The following is a 22615-nucleotide window of genomic DNA, read 5'->3' on the forward strand; positions in this document are numbered from 1 at the left end:
CAGTCTCTTAGGCGCGTTGCTCAAACTCTTCCAGCCCCGGTTCATCCAAGTCCCAGTTTCCGCCGGTTTCAACGTTGTCGGTAGTAAATGAGCGATCCTGATAACTACCGGCAAAGGCGATACCAAAACTGTCCGCTTTATCGCCAACATCAAAGGTGTTGCTGACAACACCGGAAACTTTTGGGTTCGTTTCGCTGGCCTGCTCGTTATAACCAACATCAGCAGTAAAAGAATAGAACGAGCCTTCACGGTCAAAGGCCGTCATGCTTTGCAGTTCAATATTAGCGCCAAGGCTGCCTGCTGAGATATCCGGCGTCAGGGTTTTATTAACCACAACCGATTCCAGCAAATCCGCCGGAATAACATCTAGCGCCACGGCTCGGCGTCCGGCTTCAGGAGCGGCCAGCGAGGTGCCATTGTATGAAACCGAGTTTAAATCGGGGGCTAAACCACGAATGCGAATAAAGCGTCCTTCACCCTGGTCGCGTTCTACAGATAGACCAGGAATGCGCTGCAACGCATCACTAACGCTGTCGTCCTGCAGCTTACCCATGTCATCTTTCTTCAGAACATTGATAATACCGCCGGACTCTCGCTGCTCTTGCACGGCACGTTTTATTGAGTCGCTGTAGCCAATAGTAAGCACCTCTTCAATGCGCTTTTCTTCGGCTGTTTTATCTGCGCTCTGGTCCTGCGCTTCCTGAGCCATAAGTGGGGATGTAGCACCACATGAAACGGCAATAAGCCAAGCTAAATATGTCTTTTTCATAATCATTCAAACCCTGTCGTTTTTTGATTGATGCGACATACCTTAAAAGCAAAAAGTGACAATATGAGGATGCATATCGCCCGCTTATGAGCTCTTTTGATGCGGGTCAGTTAAGCTCAGAAAGCGAAACCGGCGTCACCAAACTGTCACAACCGGAGGTTAGAGTGTCTTTGTTGTTCTAATGCCGAGATATGCGGAGACTTCAATGCAATTGATTAATTTACGCTATATCAGCAACTGGCGAGTTCTGCTCATTGCCGTAGTGGTTCTGCTTTGTTTGCTGCTTAGCAGTCAACTGGGTGTGGTCAAACCCTATGAAATCGTTGATCCGCTGGACATTCTTGGTGAGGGCTCGACCCTGTTCCTGACCATTTTAATTGTCATATTTATGGTTACTGACCGGCCTCGGGGTAATGTAACCAACCTCTTTTACAGCGGTGGTCTATTACTTATTTTTTCCATGACGCTGGACGTACTAGATGAATTTTTTCGCTATCCCGATGCCCTGCGGTTATTAAGCTGGCTGGAGTCCTTTCCGCTTCCGGTGGGGCTTATTATCATTAGTTTTGCCGCAGCTGAATGGCGGCGTGAAAACAAAATGCTGTCGCGACAACTTATGGTACGCGAAAAGAACCTTCGGTCTCACCAGTGGGTCGACCCTTTAACCTCGCTATACACCACCCCTTATTTTATCAAGCTGGTTGAACGGGAAATAGCGTTACAAAACAGTACTGATGCAGAGTCGACTGTATTGGTTAGCGTTAATTTCAAAAACTTCGCCCAGTATAATCATGAAATGGGTACAAAAGCCGGAGACGAACTCCTGCATCAGGCCAGCGAGTTAATGGTGTTACTGCTAAGGCCTCAGGACTGTCTGTGTCGGGAACACAGTGACCATTTTTTAATACTGCTTCCACAAACTCGCTTGTCTCAGGCGGACAGGTTAATGAAGGTTATAGCTCAGAATCTAAACTCCGAACTAGAGTTACCCAATTACATGAGTGTGGAAGTGCATACTCACCGCGTTGAAGAACTCTCGGCTGTTGATGCAATTACTGCATTACACACGCAAGTTGAGGAGATGACTCACTATGCGCCCCTGGCCAACTAACGACCAGCGCCGTTTGCTTGGTAAACCCTTTATACGGGCGCTGCTGCCGCTTGCCGAGAGGCGCGGCATTTCCTCTTCGGAGCTTTTCAGGGGCACCTCATTATCTGAACAAAAACTGCAGATAAACAACTTTCGGCTCACCGATCATGAAATGCTGTTGTTACTGGCGTCTGCCGAAGAAAAAACTAACGACCCGCACTTATGGCAATTGGTTGTAGAAACACTGTTCAGTGACAGACTGAACCCACTGATTGACCTGACCGTTCATGCGCAAACACTAAAGCAGGCACTTATTCACTTGTCGCGCTTTCAAAGCCTGCTACAGCCCTTTTTATTTACCCCCACCCAACGCTTTGAAAATTACTTACAACTGGACTTTATTCCGGTTGAGGGGCTGTCAGGGAAAATGAATCAACTCTGCTATTCTGCCAATTGCAAAATTGGTGTAGCAATACTTTTAATGCTGGGCAGAGCTCGTGGCTTAGCTATTAACCAGTGGCATGTTGCTCTGCCTGATGATATTTCGCCCTTACCCACCTGGAAAAAATGGGTAAAAAAGGTGAGTTCACGCCCTATTTGTGGACTCTCTATTCCGGCGGAACAGCTTCAGGAACATTCGCCTGAACGCAACTTAGCCCAATATCATCAGGCACTTAGCTTTTGTCAGATGCAGCATCAGACACAGACGCGAGCTTCTGTCATGCTAAGCGTTTTTAAGTGGCTGGATTATCAGCTCGAAACGGGCCATGACGCCTCGCTAACCGAGTTGGCGGCTGAAATTGGCATTAGCCTTTCCTCGTGCAAACGTCTGCTGGCCAGTCATGGCTACAGCTTTCAGCAAATATATGACCTGGTGCGTCTACACAAACTGCTGAACCTGCTGCAAAAACACCCCTACAGCAATGTCGAGCCTGCGCAGAAGCTGGGGTACAGTAACCCCAACAACTTTCGACGCGCCTGCAAACGCTGGCTGGGTATTGTCCCGGAAGAGCTGCGCCAGCAGCAATCTGCGCTATTTATTTCCAATTCAGCTTTATGATCGGGCTACTCCCTCATCTGACAAGTAGGTAACAACAGCACCCGCAATATGCACAACAAGCAAAGCCGGCAGTACGTAAAGGCCGGTAATTTTATGCACTTCTTCCGCCGGTTCGTGAACAATACTGAGAGCAGTGAGATCAAGATTAACGGTAAACCAGTCAAACACAGCCAGTCCTTCATTCTCAGTAAACAAATACAAGGGACCGGTAATAATCAATAGTGTCAGCCCGAGTAGAATCAAGTAGTGAACAACCCGGGCAAATTCGTGACGCCTATCTTGTTTTTTGTGCGCAGGGAAACCCATTTTTAAACGGTAGATTGTGCGCCAGAGCAAAAACCAGAAGGCAAAAAATCCAACGCCAATATGTGCGGCTTCGGCGTATGAGCCAGAGGCTCTGTCATTTGCAAAAAACATCATATAACCCAGAGTCAGCATGACAACCACAAAGATCACGCTGAACCAGTGGTTTATTCGCGACAAACCCGAATATCGAATATCCATAACAACTCCAAAAGGTGTTTAATGACTTGAGTATAGCACACTACCTTAAGGAAATATTAAGCTTATGCGCTCAACGCCGGGAATACAGCCGCTTATTGATCCGTATCAAAAGTTACAATAAAACAGAACTCATCATCGATATGTCGAAAGTTAATCTGAACGCCGAGTTGCTCGGCCAAATTCTTCACAATACTCAGACCCAGTCCGGAGCCCTCAACATCTAGCTGTTTTCCGCGATAAAACCGCTCGGTAATTCGGTCAATATCAATAACATGGTCTGCAGCGACGCGGTTACAAACAAATATCTGGTTTTCGGTGACTTCGATTCCGATATGAGAGCCCGGAACCGCATACTTAATTGCGTTATCCAGTGCGTTAGCAAACAAAAGATAGAGGTAACTTTCTTCACCCTGGCTTTTAGCTCCTCTAATCACGAACCGTTTGAGTTCCCCGATAACACTATAAAGCTTCATGATGAGCCTAAAAATACCGTGAATAATGCGGTTAAATATGCGGATTACGCACTCGGAGAGTTCTTTAGAAAAGCCAGACAAAGTGACTACTGGGATAACACCTTATTTTTGGTCGTGGCCGATCATGATACCCGGGTTTACGGTGACGACTTAATCCCTGTCAATAAATTCCACATACCAGGACTGATTTTAGGCGCAGATCTTGAACCACGAACCATTAAGTCGACGGCAAGCCAAATTGACTTGGCTCCCACATTACTCTCTTTAGCAGGTGTTTCCGCCTATTTGCCAACAGTAGGGCAGGATTTAAGTCGCACAGATAAAGCTCCGGAAAACCGGGCAATGATGCAGTTTGGCGACAACTACGGATGGTTGGAAGGTGATACTTTAACCGTTCTTAGGGTAAATAAGCCAACTGAGCATTATCGCTATATCCCGGAAGCCGATAAGCAAGAGCCGATAGAGGATCCGCTAAGCCCCGAGCAGTTAAAAAAAATAAGAGCATTCGCTATGTTGCCGTCCATCTTGTATCAATCGCGAGGATATTATGTTCCTAAAGATTAGACTACTTCGGCGTACCAAACAGGATCTTGTCGGCTTGACCAGCTAACGCAATGATCATGGTCACAACCCAAACGCCCAGTATCCACCAAAAAGTTGGCCAGGACATCCATGCCAGGTCTAGAAACAGCAAGTCAAAAATCCAGACAATAAATGCCGCGAATAAGATTGAGGGCAAAAATACAACGAAAAGAACGCAAAGGGCTAAAGGTATCGTGCCCAGAGTTTTCATCCAGTTTAATAAAGACGACATAGTGGCTTCAGTTTAGTGAGAATGGACTGAAGCTACCTTGAGTTGATAGAGATATCAACTCACTCTGTGTTTTTAGATTTTTATTCCGCTATTTCGCCTGTTATTCGCCAAAATTACGAAATCTTTACGCCTCTTCAATGTTCCGTTCTAGAGAATTTACGCTCCCCCACAATACATTGCCATTGTCTCAGTCATCAACAGAGGAAATTGACATGACTTGGCTATTACTACTCATTGGCGTATCGCTATTGGCATATCTTGCCGTAGCGATGTTTGCCCCTGAAAAGTTTTAAGGGGGCTTTATGTTTGAAATTATTCTTATTATGGCGATTGCGGTCGCACTGGCTTATCCTTTAGGTCGTTACATGACTGGAGTATTCTCTGGTCAGGCGCACTTCTCCGATCGACTTTTTAACCCTATCGAAAAAGTTATATATCGCTGTATTGGTATTAACCCCGGCGTCTCTATGACCTGGAAGAGCTACGGCGTCGCTTTTCTGTTAAGTAATCTCGTACTGGGCATCATTGCTTTTTTAATTTTGAAGTTCCAGCACGTGTTACCGATGAACCCCGACGGAATTGGTCCGCTTAGCTGGGATTTGGCGCTTCACACAGCGGTTTCTTTCCTGACTAACACGAACCAACAGCACTACTCAGGTCAAGCACAACTGTCTTATCTGTCACAGGGCACCTTAATTGTTACCTTGCAGTTTGTAACTCCAGCTATGGGGCTGGCGGTCTGCGTGGCTATGCTCCGCGGTATGGTCGGCGGTCGCGACGAGAAATTTGCCAAAGACGGTCAGGAGCGCGATTTAGGCAACTACTATGTTGACGTCGTTCGCGGCTTGACTCGCGTGTTTATTCCTCTGGCAGCCGTTGTTGCGCTCATTCTGGCATCACAAGGTGTGCCCAGTACCTTTAAAGGTGCTCAAAATGTCGAAACCCTGGACTCTCAGAGTGAAGTAACCGAACAAACAATTCCTGTTGGCCCGGTCGCTTCAATGGTGGCAATTAAACAACTGGGCACTAACGGTGGAGGCTGGTACGGCCCCAACAGCAGCAACCCACTGGAAAATCCAACACCTGTATCGAATGCAGTCGAGACCATCGCGCTTGTACTTATACCTATGGGTGTTGTGTTTTTAGCTGGCGGCATGGTGCGGCGTAAAAAATTCGGAGTCATGTCATTTGTGGTGATGGCCGTATTCAGCGTCAGCTTCATCGGCCTGACGGTATACAGCGAACTACAACCTAATGCCGCATTCAATGAACTGGCAGCAGAAGGCTCCAACTGGGAAGGCAAGGAAACCCGGTTTGGCCCTGAACTGTCGGCACTCTGGGGTACCTTAACCACACAAACCTCTAACGGTTCGGTTAACGCCATGCACGATTCATTTAACCCCGTTGGCGGGCTTATGACTCGCTCGGGCATGCTTATTAACGGCATTTGGGGCGGCATAGGCTCAGGCTTTGTTAACTTTGTTATCTACGTCTGGATAGCCGTCTTCTTATCCGGGTTAATGATTGGTCGCACACCAGAGCTGTTTGGTAAAAAGGTGGAAACCCGCGAGATAACCCTGCTTGGTAGCCTTATTGTTTTGCCAACTATCGTTCTTCTTGGCTTTACTGCAATAACGGTTGCTCTGCCTGCACTCACGGGCAATAGCAACCCGGGTTTCCACGCCATTTCGCAGGTGTTTTATGAGTACACTTCTGCTTTTGCTAATAACGGTTCCGGCTTCGAAGGCTTAGGCGACGATACCGTATGGTGGAACATCAGTTGCGTCATTGTGCTGATTCTAGGTCGCTATTTGCCCTTAATTATTCCGTTAGCAATAGCCGGAATGATGGCGAAAAAACGCACCATACCAACCAGCAAAGCAAGCTTAAGCGTCGAAAGTGTGACTTTTGGTGTCACTTTAGTCGCGGTCATTCTCATTCTTAACTTTCTTTCATTTCTTCCTGCGGCGGTTATCGGCCCTATTGGTGAAGCACTGCAGCTGGCATCACTTGGGGTGGAGGGCTAATCATGACTACTCAAGCTAAAACATTGTCGTCCACAGCAGTAAAAGGCGCTCTGGTCGACGCACTGAAAAAAATGGCGCCCCGCTATATGGCGAAAAATCCGGTAATGTTTGTGGTTCTTATCGGAACCGTCATTTGTATCGCGACCACAGGCATAAAAATAGCCAGTGGTCTGAGCTTCGGGTTTGAGCTCATCACCTCTTTAATTTTGTTCGTAACACTTTGGTTTGCTAATTTCGCAGAGTCGGTTGCGGAAGCCCGCGGACGAGGCCAGGCGGCAAGTCTCCGCGCAACGAAACAAGCCTTGGTTGCGTTCAAAAAAGAAGGCAGTGAGTTCGTTAAAACCGAAGCCACAGATCTCCGAAAAAATGACGTTGTTCGGGTTCAACAGGACGAATACATTCCTGCCGACGGCGAAATTATTGAAGGTGTTGCTACGGTCAACGAATCGGCAGTAACCGGAGAGTCGGCGGCGGTATTGCGCGAAGCAAACACAGACCATTCCGGCGTTATTGGTGGTACCAAGCTTTTGACTGGCGAAGTTCTCATTAAAGTGTCTGACGACCCGGGCAACAGTTTCCTCGACAAAATGATTGGTTTAGTCGAAGGCGCAGAACGCAAGAAAACGCCGAACGAAATAGCGCTGACGGTTCTGCTTGCAGCACTCACTGCGGTGTTTCTTATTGTCGTCATGACGCTGCCCGCACTGGCCTCCTTTGTCGATGTCGAGCTCAACTACATCATGCTCATCGCCTTGTTGGTTTGCTTAATACCAACCACCATCGGTGGTTTGCTTCCGGCTATTGGTATTGCCGGAATGAACCGTGCTTTGACCTCAAATATTATCGCTAAATCCGGTAAGGCTGTTGAGGTAGCGGGTGATATAGACATCTTGTTGCTGGATAAAACCGGAACCATTACCTACGGTGACCGTCAGGCAACTGATTTCATCCCGGCGCAAGGTGTGGGCAAAGACGAACTCATTCAGGCAGCTTATCTGGCGTCGGTTGACGACCCGACTCCTGAAGGCAAATCCATTGTTAAGCTTGCTAAACAAAACAAAGGGTTAGATGAAAGCTATCCGGAAGGCGCTGAGTTTATTCCTTTTTCGCCAACCACCCGGCTTTCGGGTCTAAAAATCAGCAACGATGAGTTTTTTGTCAAAGGTTCCGGTGACGCTATCCACACCTTCGAGGAAGAAAAGGGTGTGTCCTGGCCAAACAACCTTAATGCTGAAATCGGGAAAGTCGCCAAACAGGGGGCAACTCCGTTAATAGTCGCCGATCAGGATAGAATTCTGGGTGTTATTGCATTGTCCGATGTCATAAAGCCCGGTGTTGCAGAACGTTTTGCAAGACTGCGCAAACTTGGTGTGAAAACCGTCATGGTGACCGGTGACAACCATGTAACTGCCGGTGCAATTGCCGCGGAAGCCGGTGTTGATGACTTTATCGCCGAAGCAAAGCCGGAAGATAAGTTAAGCCTTATTCGCGAAGAACAGGCAAAGGGACACTTGGTCGCCATGGTCGGTGACGGCACCAATGATGCGCCGGCACTGGCACAAGCGGACGTTGGCCTTGCTATGAATTCGGGAACCCAGGCGGCGAAAGAAGCCGGTAACATGGTCGATTTGGACTCCGACCCAACCAAACTGCTGCAAGTAGTTGAAGTGGGTAAACAACTACTGATTACTCGCGGCGCAATGACCACGTTCTCGCTGGCAAACGATGTTGCGAAGTATTTCGCTATCATTCCTGCGGTTTTCGCCAGTGCCCTGCCGTTAATGTCGACACTGGACATTATGAATTTAGGCAGTCCGCAGTCAGCCGTTATCTCAGCATTAATTTTTAACGCTTTGATTATTCCTGCTCTGGTTCCACTGGCTCTGCGCGGCGTTAAGCTGAAAAGTAACAGCGCTGAGAAAATCTTACGCAATAACATGCTGATATTCGGTCTTGGCGGTATTGTTCTGCCATTCATCGCTATCAAACTTATTGACCTAGTCGTCAGTCTGTTCATTTAAGGAGCGAGTCATGACTACATTAAATTCAAGCTCTGCAGGCAGCATCATTACAGGCATTCGCTTTAGCGCCACACTCATTATTGTGTGTGGTGTTATCTACACCGGTGCCACAACGCTGGTAGGCGAGCAGTTATTTTCGCATCAGGCCAGCGGCAGCATCATTGAAAAGGACGGCAAGGCTATTGGATCTGAATTCGTCGCACAGGACTTTCAGGCTCCGAATTATTTCTATGCCCGTCCCAGCGCCGCGGGATACGATCCAACAGGAACCGGCGGAAGTAACCTTGCACCTTCTAATCCTGAGTTGCGTGATCAGGTCAGAGCTCGCAGCCAGTCCATACAAGCTTTAGAAGGTGTGGACGCTAACAAAATACCTCCAGAGCTCCTGGCTGCTTCAGGCGCTGGGCTTGATCCACACATTAGCCCACAAGCAGCAGAGTTTCAGACTCCGCGCATAGCAAATACTCGCGGTCTGCAACTTAATCAGGTAAAGGCGTTAATTGATGAACACACCGAAGGCAAGCAATTGGGCTTATTCGGTCAACCCCGGGTGAACGTTCTCAAGCTTAATATAGCGCTTGATAACGCATCCATGAAAAACGAAAACACAGAGGATTAGCAACGTGAAAATGATTAAAACCGCACTTTTTTCACTGGTTACCTGCGCGCTGGGCACAAGCTCAGCGTTAGCAAATGATTACAGCGTTTCTTCGAACCTGACATTAACCAGCGATTATGTGTTCCGCGGCGTGTCACAGACCAATGAAGATCCAGCTATTCAAGGTGGCTTTGACCTGGCACTCGAAAATGGTTGGTACGCTGGTGTCTGGGCATCTAATGTCGGCTTTGGTGAAGGCAGTACCGAAGCCGATATCTATGCCGGCTGGAGTCAGTCACTTAACGATGAATGGGCATTGGATTTTGGTGTTATTCGCTACCTTTATCCTAGCGGTAACGGTGTAGGAGCTGAGTTTAACTACAACGAAATTTACACCAACATCACGTTCCGGGACTTTAACTTAAACATAGTCTATTCAGACGACTACTTTGGAACCGGAGTCGACAGCTTTTACTACGTTGCTGGTGACTACGGTTATCAGTTTACGGAGAAATGGTCCGTGAATTTGCATGCCGGTCTGAATCAGTTTGATTCCGAAAATGAACTGACGCAGTTCTTGGGGGCAGCGCCGACAACAGACGATGCATACTGGGACTGGTCAGTGACGTTAAATTACAGCCTGACCGATAGCATCAGCCTGGATTTAGGTTATATTGACACCGATATTGATAAACAGTCCTGCGTCGACATTTGTGACGGTCGTATGGTTGTTAGCCTGTCATCGTCGTTTTAAATTTTTAAGAAGAGGCCAATAATGGACGACTCGAATCGCGAGCAAAAGGCAGATGCTATTCTACAGCGTGTAGAACAAGAAAATAGTGGACGCCTGACAGTATTTTTGGGTGCGGCACCCGGGGTAGGAAAAACCTACTCCATGCTAGCTGCAGCCAAAGAAAAACAGCAAAGCGGTCGGGAAACCATTATTGGCCTGGTCGAAACTCATGGGCGCTCAGACACCCAACAAATGGCTGATGGTTTTGAGCAACTGCCGCTGACTCAAATTGAGTATCACGGAACTCAGTTGTCAGAATTTGCTGTCGATGCCGCTTTGCAACGCAAACCCGACCTGATACTGGTTGACGAGCTCGCCCATACCAATGTTCCCGGCAGCCGCAACAAGCGGCGTTATCAGGACATTGAAGAACTACTGAATGCCGGTATAGACGTTTACACTACGGTTAATATTCAGCACATGGCCAGTGTCAACGATCTGGTTTTGCAAATGACCGGAGTTAGGGTGAATGAAACGGTACCCGACCATTTTGTCGATAGTGCCTACGAAATTCGCTTTATTGATCTGCCACCGGCGACACTGATTGAACGCTTGCAACAAGGTAAAGTGTATCTACCCGAATACGCGCGCTCAGCTTTATCATCGTTTTTTTCATCGGCGAACTTAACCGCATTGCGAGAGCTGGCGATGAAAAAAGCGCTGGAACGGGTCGACGCCACGATGCTAAGCGAGCTGGCCGTTAATCAGAAGTCAGGACTTGGCATTTATATGGACAAGTTGCTGGTACTGGTTAGCGCAAACAGCGACCATCGTTACTTAATTCGGGTTGGCCGACAAATTGCCGAACGCAGACAAATTCCCTGGGCCGTCGCCTGGGTGGATACCGGCAAAACCCGAAGCCCGGAAAAATCCCAGACTATTGAGCTCAACCTTGCGCTGGCAAAAGAGCTGGGCGCACAAACAAAAGTACTTAAAGGAACAAGTACTATTAGCGCCGTCAGCGAATTTATAAAGGATAATGCGGTTTGCACTGTACTGGTAGGCGCCGGACGCAGAAACCGTTTTAACTGGTGGCGAAAACGCCTGTATCACCATTTAATCAATTTAGGGCTCCCTATTGAGGTTACGGTATTCCGGGCCAGATCAACACCGGTTCAGAAAAAGAAAAAGCTAACACCACCAGCAGTTCAGAACTTCTTTGGCAAGTTGAGCGGTTATGTCCATGGTGCCATTGGCGTTGGAATAGCTTCATTATTAGCCGTTATTCTCGAGAACTTTCTGAATGTCGGTAACCTGGTTTTAGTTTACACGCTGGCGGTTATCTTCGTTGGCCTTACCTCTGGCTCGCGGCCGGCAATGTTTACCGCGATACTCTCGTTTTTAAGCTTTAATTTCCTGCTTACCGAGCCTAAAAATACCTTGATGGTTTATAATCATGACGATGTAACCACACTCATCTTTCTGACAGTAATAGGGCTCATCTGTGGTCCTGCAGCATCACGCATACGCAGTCAGTTTTTACTGCTCAAACAAGCCAATCATTATGCCGAAACCTTACGCGATTTAGCTCAGGAACTGGCAACTGTCAGCGATGAAACGGGCTTATGGAAGCGCCTGAGTAAATTATTAAGGAAATCAACGGAAGTTGATTGCCTTATTGCAGTACCTGACGAAGATTCAGACTTCAGGTTTGTAGAATCTCCTCCCGCACCACCTCATAAATTAACCGAGGCAGCCATTCGCTGGAGCTTCAAAAACAAAGCCAGTGCGGGGGTTACAACCGAAACCCTGTCCGCAGCTAAAGCGACCACCTATCCGGTGATTGTTGATGACACCGTGGTTGCAGTCGCTGCCGTTCCTTTAACAGAACAAAGTAATGACATTAACAGCGCTAGCACCAGTTTAATTCTCGCCATGCTTAATCAGGCTTCTAATGCCTGGCGTCGTATTCATCTGGCTTCCGATTTAGAAAGTGCGCGAGTCAAAACCGAAGTAGAACAACTTCGTTCGGCGTTGTTGTCTTCGGTGTCTCATGACCTGAAATCGCCACTATCGGCTATGATGGGGGCAGCAGAAAGCCTAAAACTATTGCATGACCAGCTTCCCGATAAGGACAGAATAGAGTTAATTGACACCATCATTTCAGAAAGTCAGCGGCTTGATAGCTACATTCAGAACTTACTGGATATGACCCGCCTTGGTCACGGCACACTAAAAATTGAGCGAGACTGGGTTTCTGTAGACGACATTATCGGCAGTGCCATTAGACGATTAAAGCGCTATTGGCCATCAACCAACGTACAAATTGAACGAATGGGTGAACCGCCTCTGCTTTACGTTCATGCGGCATTAGTTGAACAGGCAATTTTTAATATCCTTGAAAATGCGGCTAAATACAGTCCCGATGAATCCCCTATTTTTGTTGAACTGCATAAAGGCCGCGCGCAATGTTTAATCGCCATAGAGGATAGGGGCCCCGGCATTCCATCTGACCAGCGCGATAAAATTTTTGATATGTTTTACATTGTTGCTGACGGTGACAAGAAAAAACAAAATACGGGTATGGGACTGGCCATCTGTAAAGGTATGATCGGCGCACATGGCGGCAACGTTGTCGCAACCTCTGCCAGGGATGGTGTAGGTACTCGTTTCGAAATTACATTGCCGTTAGACTACGGGAACAACCAACAGGAAGAGTCGTAACGTGGCAACAAAGATTGTTGTGATTGATGACGAAAAACAAATTCGGCGCATGCTTAAAATCGCTTTGTCTAGTGCCGGCCATGAAGTCACTGAAGCTGAAAACGGTACTGACGGACTAAGTTGCGTTGCCCGCCAGCAACCCGACCTTGTCATTCTGGATTTAGGGCTGCCCGATATTGACGGCAAACAAGTGTTAAAAGAAATTCGGGAATGGTCACCAGTGCCGGTTATTGTTTTATCTGTGCGCAATCAGGATCAGGAAAAAATCATCGCCCTGGACTATGGCGCTCAAGACTACGTGACGAAACCTTTTAGTGTCGAAGAGCTACTGGCCCGGGTTAGAGCTAATTTGCGAGATCACTTACAAGCAGACACCTCACCACTTCTTGAAATAGACGACTTGTCTTTTGATTTGTCACGCCGCATAGTCAAGAAATCGGGACAGCCCGTTGAACTTACACCGAAAGAGTATGCGGTGATCTCCCGCCTGGTAAAACAACCCAATTGTGTGGTTACCCAAAGCCAGCTGTTGAACGAAATATGGGGACCCAGCCACAAGGAAGACACTCACTACCTTCGCATTGTTATTAGCCACCTACGGCAAAAGTTAGGCGACGACCCAACCGAACCCAAATACTTGAGAACCGAAGCCGGTATAGGCTACCGATTTTGTGTTGACAGTTAATAAAGGCTGCCCATGTTTCAAAATAAACAACGCTACTTTTTCATTCTCGTTGCATGCTTGTCACTCAATGCCTGTAATCAACAACCTGAAATAAAAAAGATTACCGGGCATGCGCAAGGCACAACCTATAGCGTGAGCTACTGGAGTGAAAATACGGTAGACCAAAAACAACTGCAGACTCATCTTGCCGATGAACTGACTCGAATTGACCGGTCGATTTCGAATTATCAGGATACTTCTGTAATTGAAAAATTTAATAACAATGCATCGCTTGAGCCAATTGAGGTGAATTCTGAAATCGTTAGGTTGCTTAATATTTCCGGTAAGGTATCAAAAGCCTCTAATGGCTGTTACGACCCTACCATCTTTCCAGCCTTTCGCGCGTGGGGCTTTCTTGATAATGAGCTCCATGAACCTACAGACGAGGAATTTGCAAGATTGCGAGAAAACGTCGGTATCAAAAACGTCAAAGCAACTTCAGGCTCCAAGCTACAAAAAAAGAACTCCGGCACCCGTCTTGATCTATCGTCTATAGGACAAGGTTATAGCGTAAGCCAGTTGGCACATATACTTGACCAGGCGCACGTCGAAAACTACCTGGTGGAGATAGGTGGTGAATTACAAACCAGAGGGCACAAACCCGATGGCTCGCATTGGCGAGTAGCGATTGAAAAACCAAACCATAAACGACGCGAAGTTTTGGACGTCATTGAGGTAGTAACCGACGCCCCCACAGCTATAATGACTTCCGGTACCTACCGTCATTATTACCAAGCTCATGAGCAGCAATACAGTCATATTATTGATGCTCGCAGCCTAAGCCCGGTAACCCATCGTACATCTTCCGTTACCGTCATCCATAACGATGCAACAGCAGCTGACGCTTGGTCAACCGCATTACTCTGTCTCGGCAGCAAAAAAGGCCTTGCAGTTGCCAACTCTCACCATATAAAGGCTCTATTTGTAGACGGCTTTGATAAAGAGCTGATAAAAGTTAAATCTGATGACTTAGCGAATAACCAATCGGATGTAGCTCTGCATTAAACCTTACAATTACAGAAAGGATAGCCCCATGCTGCGCTTTTTTAAAATTGTCGATAATGTCATTACCGAAATGCCTGCAACGGAAGAGGAACAACATCAATCTATTGAAGCAGCAGACTGGATAGACGCTCTCGACGCCACGGATAATGAGCGAGCACTGCTGAATTCATTTTTAAGCATAGAGCTTCCTGAAATTGAGGAAGTTGAAGAGATTGAGGACTCTGCCCGCTGTTTTTCTGATAATGCCGGTATACACGTTCATAGCTTATTCCTGGCTCCTTCTGAAGGACGCCACAAAACCGTTCCAGTCGCTTTTATTTTGCAAAAAAACCTTCTAATAACAATTCGGGATAGTGATACAGCGGACTTTCGCTTATTCAGGCTACGCGCAAGGAGAAAGCAGATTCTCTGTGGAAATATAAACGCGTTGTTGATCAAGTTATTTGAACAAAAAATAGAGAATCATGCTGACACACTGGAAGATATCCATCGAGAACTAGAGAAAATAAGCTTCACGGTGCTTGAGGAAAAAGACTCAGATCTAGAAGAATGCATTTCCCGTCTGGCTAAACTGGAGGACTCAAATGGTAAGATGAGGCTATGCCTGATGGACTCGCAACGCAATATTTCGTACCTACTACGCAACTTACAAGCTGACACAAACCAACTCGAAACGTTGAAAGGTGTCACTCGCGATACTGAGACCCTAATGTCGCATACAACCTTTTTGTTTGAAAAGGTTAATTTCCTAATGGATTCAACCCAGGGCTTTATTAATATTCAGCAAAACCAAATTATCAAAACATTCTCGATTGCTACCGTCGTCTTCTTCCCTCCTACACTCGTAGCCAGTATTTATGGAATGAACTTTCAGTTCATGCCTGAGCTAGAATGGGTACTAGGCTATCCGGCAGCCATTGGTTTTATGCTTTTATCTGGGTGTGCCCCTTACTTTTACTTTAAACGTAAAGGTTGGCTATAAGCCTCTGTTAAGACGCATTTATTGCGGGGTGGCTAACAGCCAGCTAGCAGCCACCCCTAAAGCCTTTATTTTTTAAATTGCTGACTGGCCGATTTCAGCGCCGTTGATAAAGACTCTGTCGCCGACTCAAGTCCCTTACTAACGTCAGACCATGCGTCCTTGCTGGATTTCTTAACCTCTTCCAGCTTATTTTCCGCATCATCTTTTAACGCTTCAAGCTCATTAATTTTTTCTTCATACTTAATTTCAGATTCCGCCTCTGACTGCTTTGCTTTGGCTTTTAAGCGGTCAATCTCGGCTTTCATCTCTTCTATTTTTGCTTCGTGCTTTTTCTCAAATGCGTCTTTGTTGTCCATTTAAACCTCCAAGTTTTTACCGTTACTCAGTAACTTAATTAAATAAGCATGGTCAAAAGTCGTCTGGGAATCAAGCGGGCCCTGGTTCTCCTGTATGATTACTGTAAAGATGCTTGTCCGGTTTATGGTTTTCGGGTTTCATATTCGCATTACCCAATAGACAGGGATGTCATGGCAAAAAGTAGAACAAGCACGCTAGATCGGAGTATCAGGCTCTATGAGCGTTTTAAAGATTATGCCTGGTTAATGCCTGAGCCGGTGCACAATGCTTCCTGACTTTATGCCATTCATAATAAAGCTGATCTTGTCGCAAATAGTCTGCCGATGTCACAAAAGCTTAAATGAACTGTCAACGGCGGTTCATTTAAGCAGAGGAGTATGGACGAAACCCACAGTGGGAGATCGTTATGCCTCAGGCTCGCTTGAACGCCCGAACTTTGTTTATTTCCGACGTACACCTTGGCTCTAAAGATTGCAAAGCCGAATTTCTGCTTCACCTGCTCAAACGCGTTGATATTGAGCGGTTGTATCTGGTTGGCGACATTGTCGACTTTTGGGCAATGAAACGGCAGATATTTTGGCCGGATCAGCATCATAAGGTACTTCAGCAAATACTGGCAATGGCACGTAACGGTGTCGAGGTTATCTACATTCCCGGCAACCATGACGAAGTTATGCGTAAATATCGCCATCCAGATGTGGCCAGTATTCGCATTCAACGTCAGGCTATTCATACTACCGCTGACAACAAACGTTTGCTGGTAATGCACGGCGACGCGTTTGATGCCGAAACCTGCCATAGCCGCTGGCTGTCGTTTGTTGGCGACCATCTTTATGACTTCTTACTGTGGCTTAACCGAACAACAAACCGCATTCGCAACCTGTTTGGCCACAATTACTGGTCATTGTCGGCCTACGTGAAAAGCCAAATTGGTAAAGCCGAAGAAGTCATTGGCCGCTATCGGGCGGCCTCATTCCGCGAAACTAAAAAGCGTGGTTTAGACGGTATTGTATGCGGACACATTCATCACCCAGAATTGGTTGAGTCTGACGGCTTACTGTACGCCAATACCGGTGACTGGGTGGAAAATTGCACGGCTCTGTTTGAAAACCATGACGGCGAGCTGTCGCTGATGAAATACACATTCTCGGATGCTCAGCCAGCTCGCTTAAGTCGCTTTCGTCGGCGCCGTCGCGCCTATAACAACGCGGCCTAAAGGCTAAGTTAAGGTATCGACAATACCGCCTTCGACTCGCAGCGCTGCGCCGGTAGTGGCGCTGGCCTGCGGCGATGCCACGTAAACACTCATATTAGCAACCTCTTCAGGCGTTGCTAAGCGCTGAATAATGGACGAAGGCCGGTTCTCCTGAACAAAGCGGGACTCTATTGTTTCCTGTGAAACGCCCTCTTCCTCAGCCATGTCTTTAAGCATATTAAGCACGCCTTCTGAGCGTGTGGGTCCGGGCAGTATGGCGTTAACTGTCACTTGAGTGCCGCTAAGTACTTTCGCCAACCCCCGGGAAATGGACAACAGCGCTGATTTTGTCATGCCGTAATGCACCATTTCACTAGGAATATTAATGCCCGATTCACTGGATATAAACTGAATACGCCCCCAGTCACGCTCCTTCATGCCTTTCGCATAATGGCGCGAGAGTCTCACCGCACTCATCACGTTCACATCGAAAAATTGCTGCCAGGTATCATCATCCACCTCAAAGAAGTCCTCAGGTCCGAAAATACCGACATTATTAACCAAAATATCAGTGTCTGGTTGCTGTTCAGTCAGAGTTTTACAACCTTCCGCGGTTCCAAGATCGGCTGCGACACCTTCAATGCCAGCATCAGGAGCCGCTTTTTTAATCTTGGCGATGGCTTCATCAACCCGCTGTTGAGTACGCCCGGTGATCACAACATTAGCACCAGCCTTGGCGAGCCCTTCGGCAATTGCAAAGCCAATACCGGCTGTAGAGCCAGTAATAATGGCGTGTTTTCCGTTCAGATCAATGTGCATAAGCTGCTCCTTTTTTCTGAATACCCGTGCTACATAGAAAAACGATGAACGCACGGCTTGTTAAGGAAAACATGGGACTCTTTTTATTATATTCAAGGTGCAGAAGGCCGGAAAGTCGCCGCCTCTTTCTCTTCATTAGACGAAGGTTTACTCAGCTTCAGACTGCCTTCATGTAATACCAGATAGACCTCTGGCTTATCTGCCAAATGATAAGAAGACCACTCACTATTGGACAGGCCTTCAACTTGCTTAAAGGTCGCGTTGGCGATAAAACTGTCTGAGCCATCATGCTTGCTTACGGTTAACTTACCGTTTTCCGAAACAAGGTAGAAACCAGGTGATGCTTCAGGCTGAAACGAAACCGTATTCTTCTCACCGCGTAACGACTGCAGATGCCACAGCTGGCTATAGTTTTCTTTCTCACCTGCAGCAACAGCGGCACCGTCACCCTGATAAGTCAGAAACTCTTTATTTGAAAAGGCCTGCAACTGTTTCGCATTGTAGTGAATACCCGACGCCGTTGGGGTAATTTTCTGGATGCTGCCGTCCTCATTGTACTCAAGATGTTCTATCGAAACCGAACGACGATAATTCCCACCCGTTGGCAGCGCGGCGGTGTGATAAACCAAATACCACTGCTCTTCGAACTCAAGAACAGCCTGATGGCTAGTTCCGCTATCAGGTAACACATCCATTATCAGCCCCTGATATTCCCACGGCCCTTCAGGCGAGTCACTTACCGCATACGCCAGCTCTTCAGGATAATTCATCGCAAATGTCAGGTAATATTTATCCTGGTATTTATGCAGCCACGGCGCCTCAGTGAAGGTACCTGGCATGTTATTGATATCAACTTTATGAATTTCGCTGTCCAGTTCGGTCATATTGTCTTTCAGACGTGCGTAGTAGAGGTGCGTGTTCCCCCAATACAAATACGCTTGTCCGTCATCATCAATAAATACAGTTGGGTCGATATTGTCCCACGGCTCATCCTTCATAAATTCAGGCGATTCTGTCATATCAGCGGTTATCAATGGCCCGCCTATTGCGTCTTTCCAACCATTAACCGGGTCATCCGACACCGCCACTCCTATCGCAAAACCTTGTTTTTCCGGAGCGGGGTCGTCGTTTAGTACGGTTACATACCAGTAAAACTTACCGTCTCGTTCAGTCGCCTGGGCAGCCCAGGCGGTATCGCCTTTTGCCCACTCAAATTCCGTGCGGGGAAAAGCGCCTTCCAGCGTCCAGTCCTTTAAGTTTTCTGACGAATAGATAGACCACTCGCGAAGGACAAAAAAGTCGCCGTCTTCTTTAGCTTCGTCATGGCCTACATACAGATAGACCACACCGTCATGCACTAAGGTTGCCGGGTCGGCGGTAAAGCGTTCTTTAATAATAGGATTTCCGGCCACAGCAGAGCCAATAGCTGAAGCCGCCAGCACAAAGCCCCCGAGCATAGTCATTAATTTATTCGGCATATAACATGATTCCTGGTTTAAGGTATCCGGGAAATAGTTTTAGAGACTACCCCGAACCTAATTCGCACAAAGTTAATTTGTATTACTATAAGACATTAACTTATTTAACTATAAACCCTAAACTTTGTTTGTAAGCTGACTTTGCGTATCATTGAGACAAACGACACAGGAGCAACGCATGACAGACAATAACAGTAATAAAGCGCTCAGGCTGGATAACCAGCTTTGCTTTGCGTTGTACTCAACCTCTCTAGCAATGAATAAGCTCTACAAGCCTCTGCTCTCAAAGTTTGATTTGACCTATCCGCAATACCTTATTTTATTGCTTTTATGGGAGCGCGATGGCGTGACCATTACTGAAATAAGCCACAAGTTGTTTCAGGAAAAAGGGGCGTTAAGCCCGGTTATTAAGCGGCTGGAGCAACGCGGGTTAATAACCCGAAAGCGCAATACCGACGATGAACGTCAACTCCATTTATACCTCACCGAACAAGGTCGGCAACTGGAACAGTCTGCCTGCGATGTTCCAGAACAGGTTTTCTGTGCCACTCAGCTTGAGCCTAATGAGGCCCTTGCCTTAAAACAAACCCTTGAATCACTGCGGGCGCAGTTACAAGACAAGCCCAACCGCTAACTAAATCAAATGTATCGAAAATATCGATAACACCATTCGGAAAACACTGTTAGCGCGATAACCATTATTGCACTAACATTATGTGTATTAGTTCCCAACACACCAACTAGTAAGGTAATCGTTATGGATATTCTGTACAAAGCTGTAGCAACATCAACCGGCGGACGCGATGGTCAGTCAGAGTCTGACGACGGTCAACTGAAAGTAAAACTGACAACGCCTAAAGAACTGGGTGGCGCAGGCGGTGATGGTACCAACCCGGAGCAATTGTTTGCAGCAGGTTACTCAGCCTGTTTTATCGGCGCACTGAAGTTCGCTGCGGGTCAGGAAAAAGTCAAACTGCCCAAAGACACTGAAGTTAAAGCCGAAATAGGTATTGGTCAGATTGAAGGCGGGTTTGGTATTGATGCCACGCTGAACATTCATTTACCGGGCATGAGCCAGGACGAAGCGGAATCTCTTGCTGAAAAAGCACACCAGGTTTGTCCGTACTCAAACGCGACTCGTAATAACATCGACGTACGCCTGAACGTTACGGTGTAGCTGCGACTAACACCCGTGGTATTCAGAGTTTCAGCCGATCAGATTAACTGATCGGCTGGCTATTTCAGGCTCCAACGACTCCGCCGTCTTCACGAGTAATAATAACCGTTGCTGAACGCGGACGCGCACCGTTACCGGCAGGCCAGCTACTGCTAAACTTACCAGGCGCCAGTCGGTCACCAGGGTGCTGAACATTCACGAACATGGTTTTCCCGTCGGGCGTTGTAACCACCCCGGTAATTTCGCAATCCACAGGCCCCACCAAAAAGCGCTTCAACTCGCCAGACTCAGGGTTCGCAGCGTACATACCGTTATTACCAAAACTGCCCTCACTTAACAGCTCACCACTCATGTCCGTTTGGATCCAGAGCGTGCCTCTATGATCAAACCACAAGCCATCCGGACAGGCGAACTGGTTGTCAGACGTTAAAGTCAGGTCATCCCCTTCGGCACTTGGAGTGCGGGTACCCGCTTCGCCGCCCATTAAGAAAATGTCCCAGTGAAAGGATTCAGCGCTTTGCTGGTTGCCTTCGCTCCAGCGCACAATATGACCGTAAGCGTTTTCTGCACGTGGGTTCACAGCATTAGTCTGCACTTCAGTACGCCGGGTGTTATTGGTTAAACTGAAGTAGACTTCTTTGGTCGTTGGGTGAACAGCGCCCCATTCCGGACGGTCCATTTTCGTCGCCCCCATAACATCGGCCGCAAGCCGGGTATTTAACAGCACATCGGCCTGAGAATGGAACCCGACGCCCGCTTCGCTGGCCTTTGCCTGGAACTCTGAGTTTTCAATATCTAACGGCAGCCAGCGACCCGTTCCGTCATCATTAAATTGCGCAACGTACAGCGTACCTTCATTCAACAGCTCGCCTGAGGCAGTCGCTTTATAATAAGGCTTCGCCGAAACAAACTTATAAATATACTCAAAGCGCGAATCATCGCCGGAATAAGCCACCAACGGCTCACCTTCCACTGCCGGAGCAAACACAATACCTTCATGAGCAAAGCGACCCAGCGCGCTTCGTTTAACCGGTGTGCTTTTAGCATTGAAAGGGTCTATTTCAACAATCCAGCCAAAGTGGTTCGGTTCATTCCGGTAATCATCCTCGGCTGCAGCACCGGTAGAAGAGGCATTAAAGCGCGCGGTTTCATCAAGACCCGGCGTTGCCGTTTCCCAGTAATAACGGCTGTTCTCGCGGTTCACACCGTACCGTTCATGCTCACGAGGATGAGTATCGTCATCGTTCATGAAACAGCCCGCCCAGTTTTCTTCGCAGGTTAAATAAGTGCCCCAGGGCGTATGGCCATGCGAACAGTTATTAATGGTTCCACGAGTCTTGGTGCCGTCAGGACTAAAACGGGTTACCAGCTTGTCATGACCGGCAACAGGCCCGCTCATTTGCATTGGGGTACTTGCGGTAATTCGACGGTTGTAGGGGCTGCCCTCAACAAGCTGCCATTCGCCATCGGGTTTACGAATAATATGAGCTACCGATACACCATGTGCCATCATCTCTTTCAGCACTTCCTGCTGCGGGCGCGGCGCATTAAGAGAAAAATTAGCGTGCAGAATTTGTGGATCAACGTACTCATGGTTCATCACCAGCAGCCCTTCTTTCGAGGAGGCGCCACCTTCTTTCACGTCTATGGGAAAGAAATGCATACCGTCGTGATGTGAACCGACTTGCCGCGCCTGATCTAACGCCGAATTGCTGGCGTCAGTTTTGAAATCACCGGCACCGGGCACAAGTGGCGTACCCCAGGGCAGAAAAGGCTGAGCACGATAACCTACGGGTACGTCAACAACATCGGTTCGGTTGCCGGCAATGGCCTGAAAACCAAGCCCCGCAGATGAACGGCCAGTGTCTTTAGAGGACGTACAACCCGCCATTAAAGGCGATAACATAAAGGAGCTGACGGCAACGCCAAGACCTCCTTTAAGGAAAGAGCGACGGCTTAACTGACGGTTCACCACATCGTAAAAGTCATCACCTTTTGACTTATTACAAATTGGATCAACACCTGAAATATCAATCTTCAGCTTTTTCTCTTTCGTGGTCATGCC

Annotated in this window: 22 protein-coding genes; 14 read left to right on the forward strand and 8 right to left on the reverse strand. The window is 47.5% G+C overall.

What is annotated here, in order from left to right; translation table 11 throughout:
* Positions 1 to 7: 7 nt before the first annotated feature.
* A complete protein-coding gene (locus DET62_RS14525; protein ID WP_243734833.1) occupies positions 8 to 769 on the reverse strand; it encodes a TonB-dependent receptor plug domain-containing protein in 762 nt (253 codons plus the stop codon).
* A gap of 205 nt (positions 770 to 974) precedes the next feature.
* Here DET62_RS14525 and DET62_RS03115 point away from each other — a divergent pair, with 205 nt between their 5' ends.
* Positions 975 to 1880: a diguanylate cyclase gene (locus tag DET62_RS03115; RefSeq protein ID WP_011233363.1), complete on the forward strand. Its 906-nt coding sequence runs from the start codon at positions 975 to 977 to the stop codon at positions 1878 to 1880.
* Positions 1861 to 2919 (forward strand): helix-turn-helix transcriptional regulator, encoded by a 1059-nt coding sequence (locus DET62_RS14530; RefSeq protein WP_133660290.1) that lies wholly within the window; start codon positions 1861 to 1863, stop codon positions 2917 to 2919. The genes DET62_RS03115 and DET62_RS14530 overlap by 20 nt, the downstream gene beginning before the upstream one ends.
* Here DET62_RS14530 and DET62_RS03125 read toward each other — a convergent pair.
* Complete coding sequence (locus DET62_RS03125; RefSeq protein WP_110012941.1) at positions 2914 to 3423, reverse strand: cytochrome b/b6 domain-containing protein; 510 nt, start codon at positions 3421 to 3423, stop codon at positions 2914 to 2916. The genes DET62_RS14530 and DET62_RS03125 overlap by 6 nt on opposite strands.
* Positions 3424 to 3515: 92 nt before the next feature.
* Positions 3516 to 3896, reverse strand: coding sequence for an ATP-binding protein (locus tag DET62_RS03130; protein WP_243734832.1), 381 nt, complete (start codon positions 3894 to 3896; stop codon positions 3516 to 3518).
* On the opposite strand from DET62_RS03130, the gene DET62_RS03135 reads away from it, so the two are divergent.
* Positions 3789 to 4460 (forward strand): sulfatase-like hydrolase/transferase, encoded by a 672-nt coding sequence (locus DET62_RS03135; RefSeq protein ID WP_243734839.1) that lies wholly within the window; start codon positions 3789 to 3791, stop codon positions 4458 to 4460. The two genes, DET62_RS03130 and DET62_RS03135, sit on opposite strands and share 108 nt — an antisense overlap.
* A 1-nt stretch (position 4461) precedes the next feature.
* On the opposite strand, the gene DET62_RS03140 is transcribed toward DET62_RS03135, so the two are convergent.
* Complete coding sequence (locus DET62_RS03140) at positions 4462 to 4710, reverse strand: hypothetical protein (protein WP_110012940.1); 249 nt, start codon at positions 4708 to 4710, stop codon at positions 4462 to 4464.
* A gap of 302 nt (positions 4711 to 5012) precedes the next feature.
* On the opposite strand from DET62_RS03140, the gene kdpA reads away from it, so the two are divergent.
* The 8 genes from kdpA to corA are packed head-to-tail and all read left to right on the forward strand — an operon-like array spanning position 5013 to position 15524.
* Positions 5013 to 6737 (forward strand): potassium-transporting ATPase subunit KdpA, encoded by a 1725-nt coding sequence (kdpA, locus tag DET62_RS03150; protein ID WP_110012938.1) that lies wholly within the window; start codon positions 5013 to 5015, stop codon positions 6735 to 6737.
* Positions 6738 to 6739: 2 nt separating this feature from the next.
* A complete protein-coding gene (gene kdpB, locus DET62_RS03155; protein ID WP_110012937.1) occupies positions 6740 to 8758 on the forward strand; it encodes a potassium-transporting ATPase subunit KdpB in 2019 nt (672 codons plus the stop codon).
* Positions 8759 to 8768: 10 nt separating this feature from the next.
* Positions 8769 to 9377 carry a potassium-transporting ATPase subunit KdpC gene (gene kdpC / locus DET62_RS03160; protein ID WP_110012936.1) on the forward strand — a complete coding sequence of 203 codons (609 nt, stop codon included), beginning with the start codon at positions 8769 to 8771 and terminating at the stop codon, positions 9375 to 9377.
* A 10-nt stretch (positions 9378 to 9387) separates the two neighbouring features.
* The gene (locus DET62_RS03165) at positions 9388 to 10110 is read left to right on the forward strand and encodes a TorF family putative porin (protein WP_110012935.1); all 723 of its coding nucleotides are present in this window, start codon (positions 9388 to 9390) and stop codon (positions 10108 to 10110) included.
* A 21-nt stretch (positions 10111 to 10131) separates the two neighbouring features.
* Entirely contained in the window at positions 10132 to 12813 is a 2682-nt protein-coding gene (locus DET62_RS03170; protein ID WP_110012934.1) for a sensor histidine kinase KdpD, read from the forward strand.
* A 1-nt stretch (position 12814) separates the two neighbouring features.
* On the forward strand, positions 12815 to 13498 hold the full coding sequence (locus DET62_RS03175) for a response regulator (RefSeq protein ID WP_110012933.1): 684 nt from the start codon (positions 12815 to 12817) through the stop codon (positions 13496 to 13498).
* Positions 13499 to 13510: 12 nt separating this feature from the next.
* The gene (locus DET62_RS03180) at positions 13511 to 14542 is read left to right on the forward strand and encodes an FAD:protein FMN transferase (RefSeq protein ID WP_110012932.1); all 1032 of its coding nucleotides are present in this window, start codon (positions 13511 to 13513) and stop codon (positions 14540 to 14542) included.
* A gap of 28 nt (positions 14543 to 14570) precedes the next feature.
* Positions 14571 to 15524 carry a magnesium/cobalt transporter CorA gene (gene corA / locus DET62_RS03185; protein WP_110012931.1) on the forward strand — a complete coding sequence of 318 codons (954 nt, stop codon included), beginning with the start codon at positions 14571 to 14573 and terminating at the stop codon, positions 15522 to 15524.
* Between the two features lie 65 nt (positions 15525 to 15589).
* Here corA and DET62_RS03190 read toward each other — a convergent pair whose 3' ends face one another.
* Positions 15590 to 15880 (reverse strand): coiled coil domain-containing protein, encoded by a 291-nt coding sequence (locus DET62_RS03190; protein ID WP_110012930.1) that lies wholly within the window; start codon positions 15878 to 15880, stop codon positions 15590 to 15592.
* A gap of 407 nt (positions 15881 to 16287) precedes the next feature.
* On the opposite strand from DET62_RS03190, the gene DET62_RS03195 reads away from it, so the two are divergent.
* On the forward strand, positions 16288 to 17097 hold the full coding sequence (locus DET62_RS03195; protein ID WP_011233347.1) for a UDP-2,3-diacylglucosamine diphosphatase: 810 nt from the start codon (positions 16288 to 16290) through the stop codon (positions 17095 to 17097).
* A 3-nt stretch (positions 17098 to 17100) separates the two neighbouring features.
* On the opposite strand, the gene DET62_RS03200 is transcribed toward DET62_RS03195, so the two are convergent.
* Together DET62_RS03200 and DET62_RS03205 are read right to left on the reverse strand one after the other, a co-directional pair.
* Entirely contained in the window at positions 17101 to 17895 is a 795-nt protein-coding gene (locus DET62_RS03200; protein ID WP_011233346.1) for an SDR family oxidoreductase, read from the reverse strand.
* A gap of 92 nt (positions 17896 to 17987) precedes the next feature.
* Positions 17988 to 19373 carry a family 43 glycosylhydrolase gene (locus DET62_RS03205; RefSeq protein ID WP_011233345.1) on the reverse strand — a complete coding sequence of 462 codons (1386 nt, stop codon included), beginning with the start codon at positions 19371 to 19373 and terminating at the stop codon, positions 17988 to 17990.
* 178 nt (positions 19374 to 19551) lie between these two features.
* Between DET62_RS03205 and DET62_RS03210 the strand changes: the two genes are divergently transcribed.
* On the forward strand, positions 19552 to 20007 hold the full coding sequence (locus DET62_RS03210; RefSeq protein WP_110012929.1) for a MarR family transcriptional regulator: 456 nt from the start codon (positions 19552 to 19554) through the stop codon (positions 20005 to 20007).
* Positions 20008 to 20130: 123 nt separating this feature from the next.
* The gene (locus tag DET62_RS03215; RefSeq protein WP_034819178.1) at positions 20131 to 20550 is read left to right on the forward strand and encodes an organic hydroperoxide resistance protein; all 420 of its coding nucleotides are present in this window, start codon (positions 20131 to 20133) and stop codon (positions 20548 to 20550) included.
* A gap of 64 nt (positions 20551 to 20614) precedes the next feature.
* Here DET62_RS03215 and DET62_RS03220 read toward each other — a convergent pair whose 3' ends face one another.
* Positions 20615 to 22612: a PhoX family phosphatase gene (locus DET62_RS03220; protein ID WP_110012928.1), complete on the reverse strand. Its 1998-nt coding sequence runs from the start codon at positions 22610 to 22612 to the stop codon at positions 20615 to 20617.
* Between the last annotated feature and the right edge of the window lie 3 nt (positions 22613 to 22615).

Origin of the sequence: Idiomarina sp. H2, from assembly GCF_004364275.1 — a bacterium.
GTDB classification, from domain to species: Bacteria; Pseudomonadota; Gammaproteobacteria; order Enterobacterales; family Alteromonadaceae; genus Idiomarina; species Idiomarina loihiensis.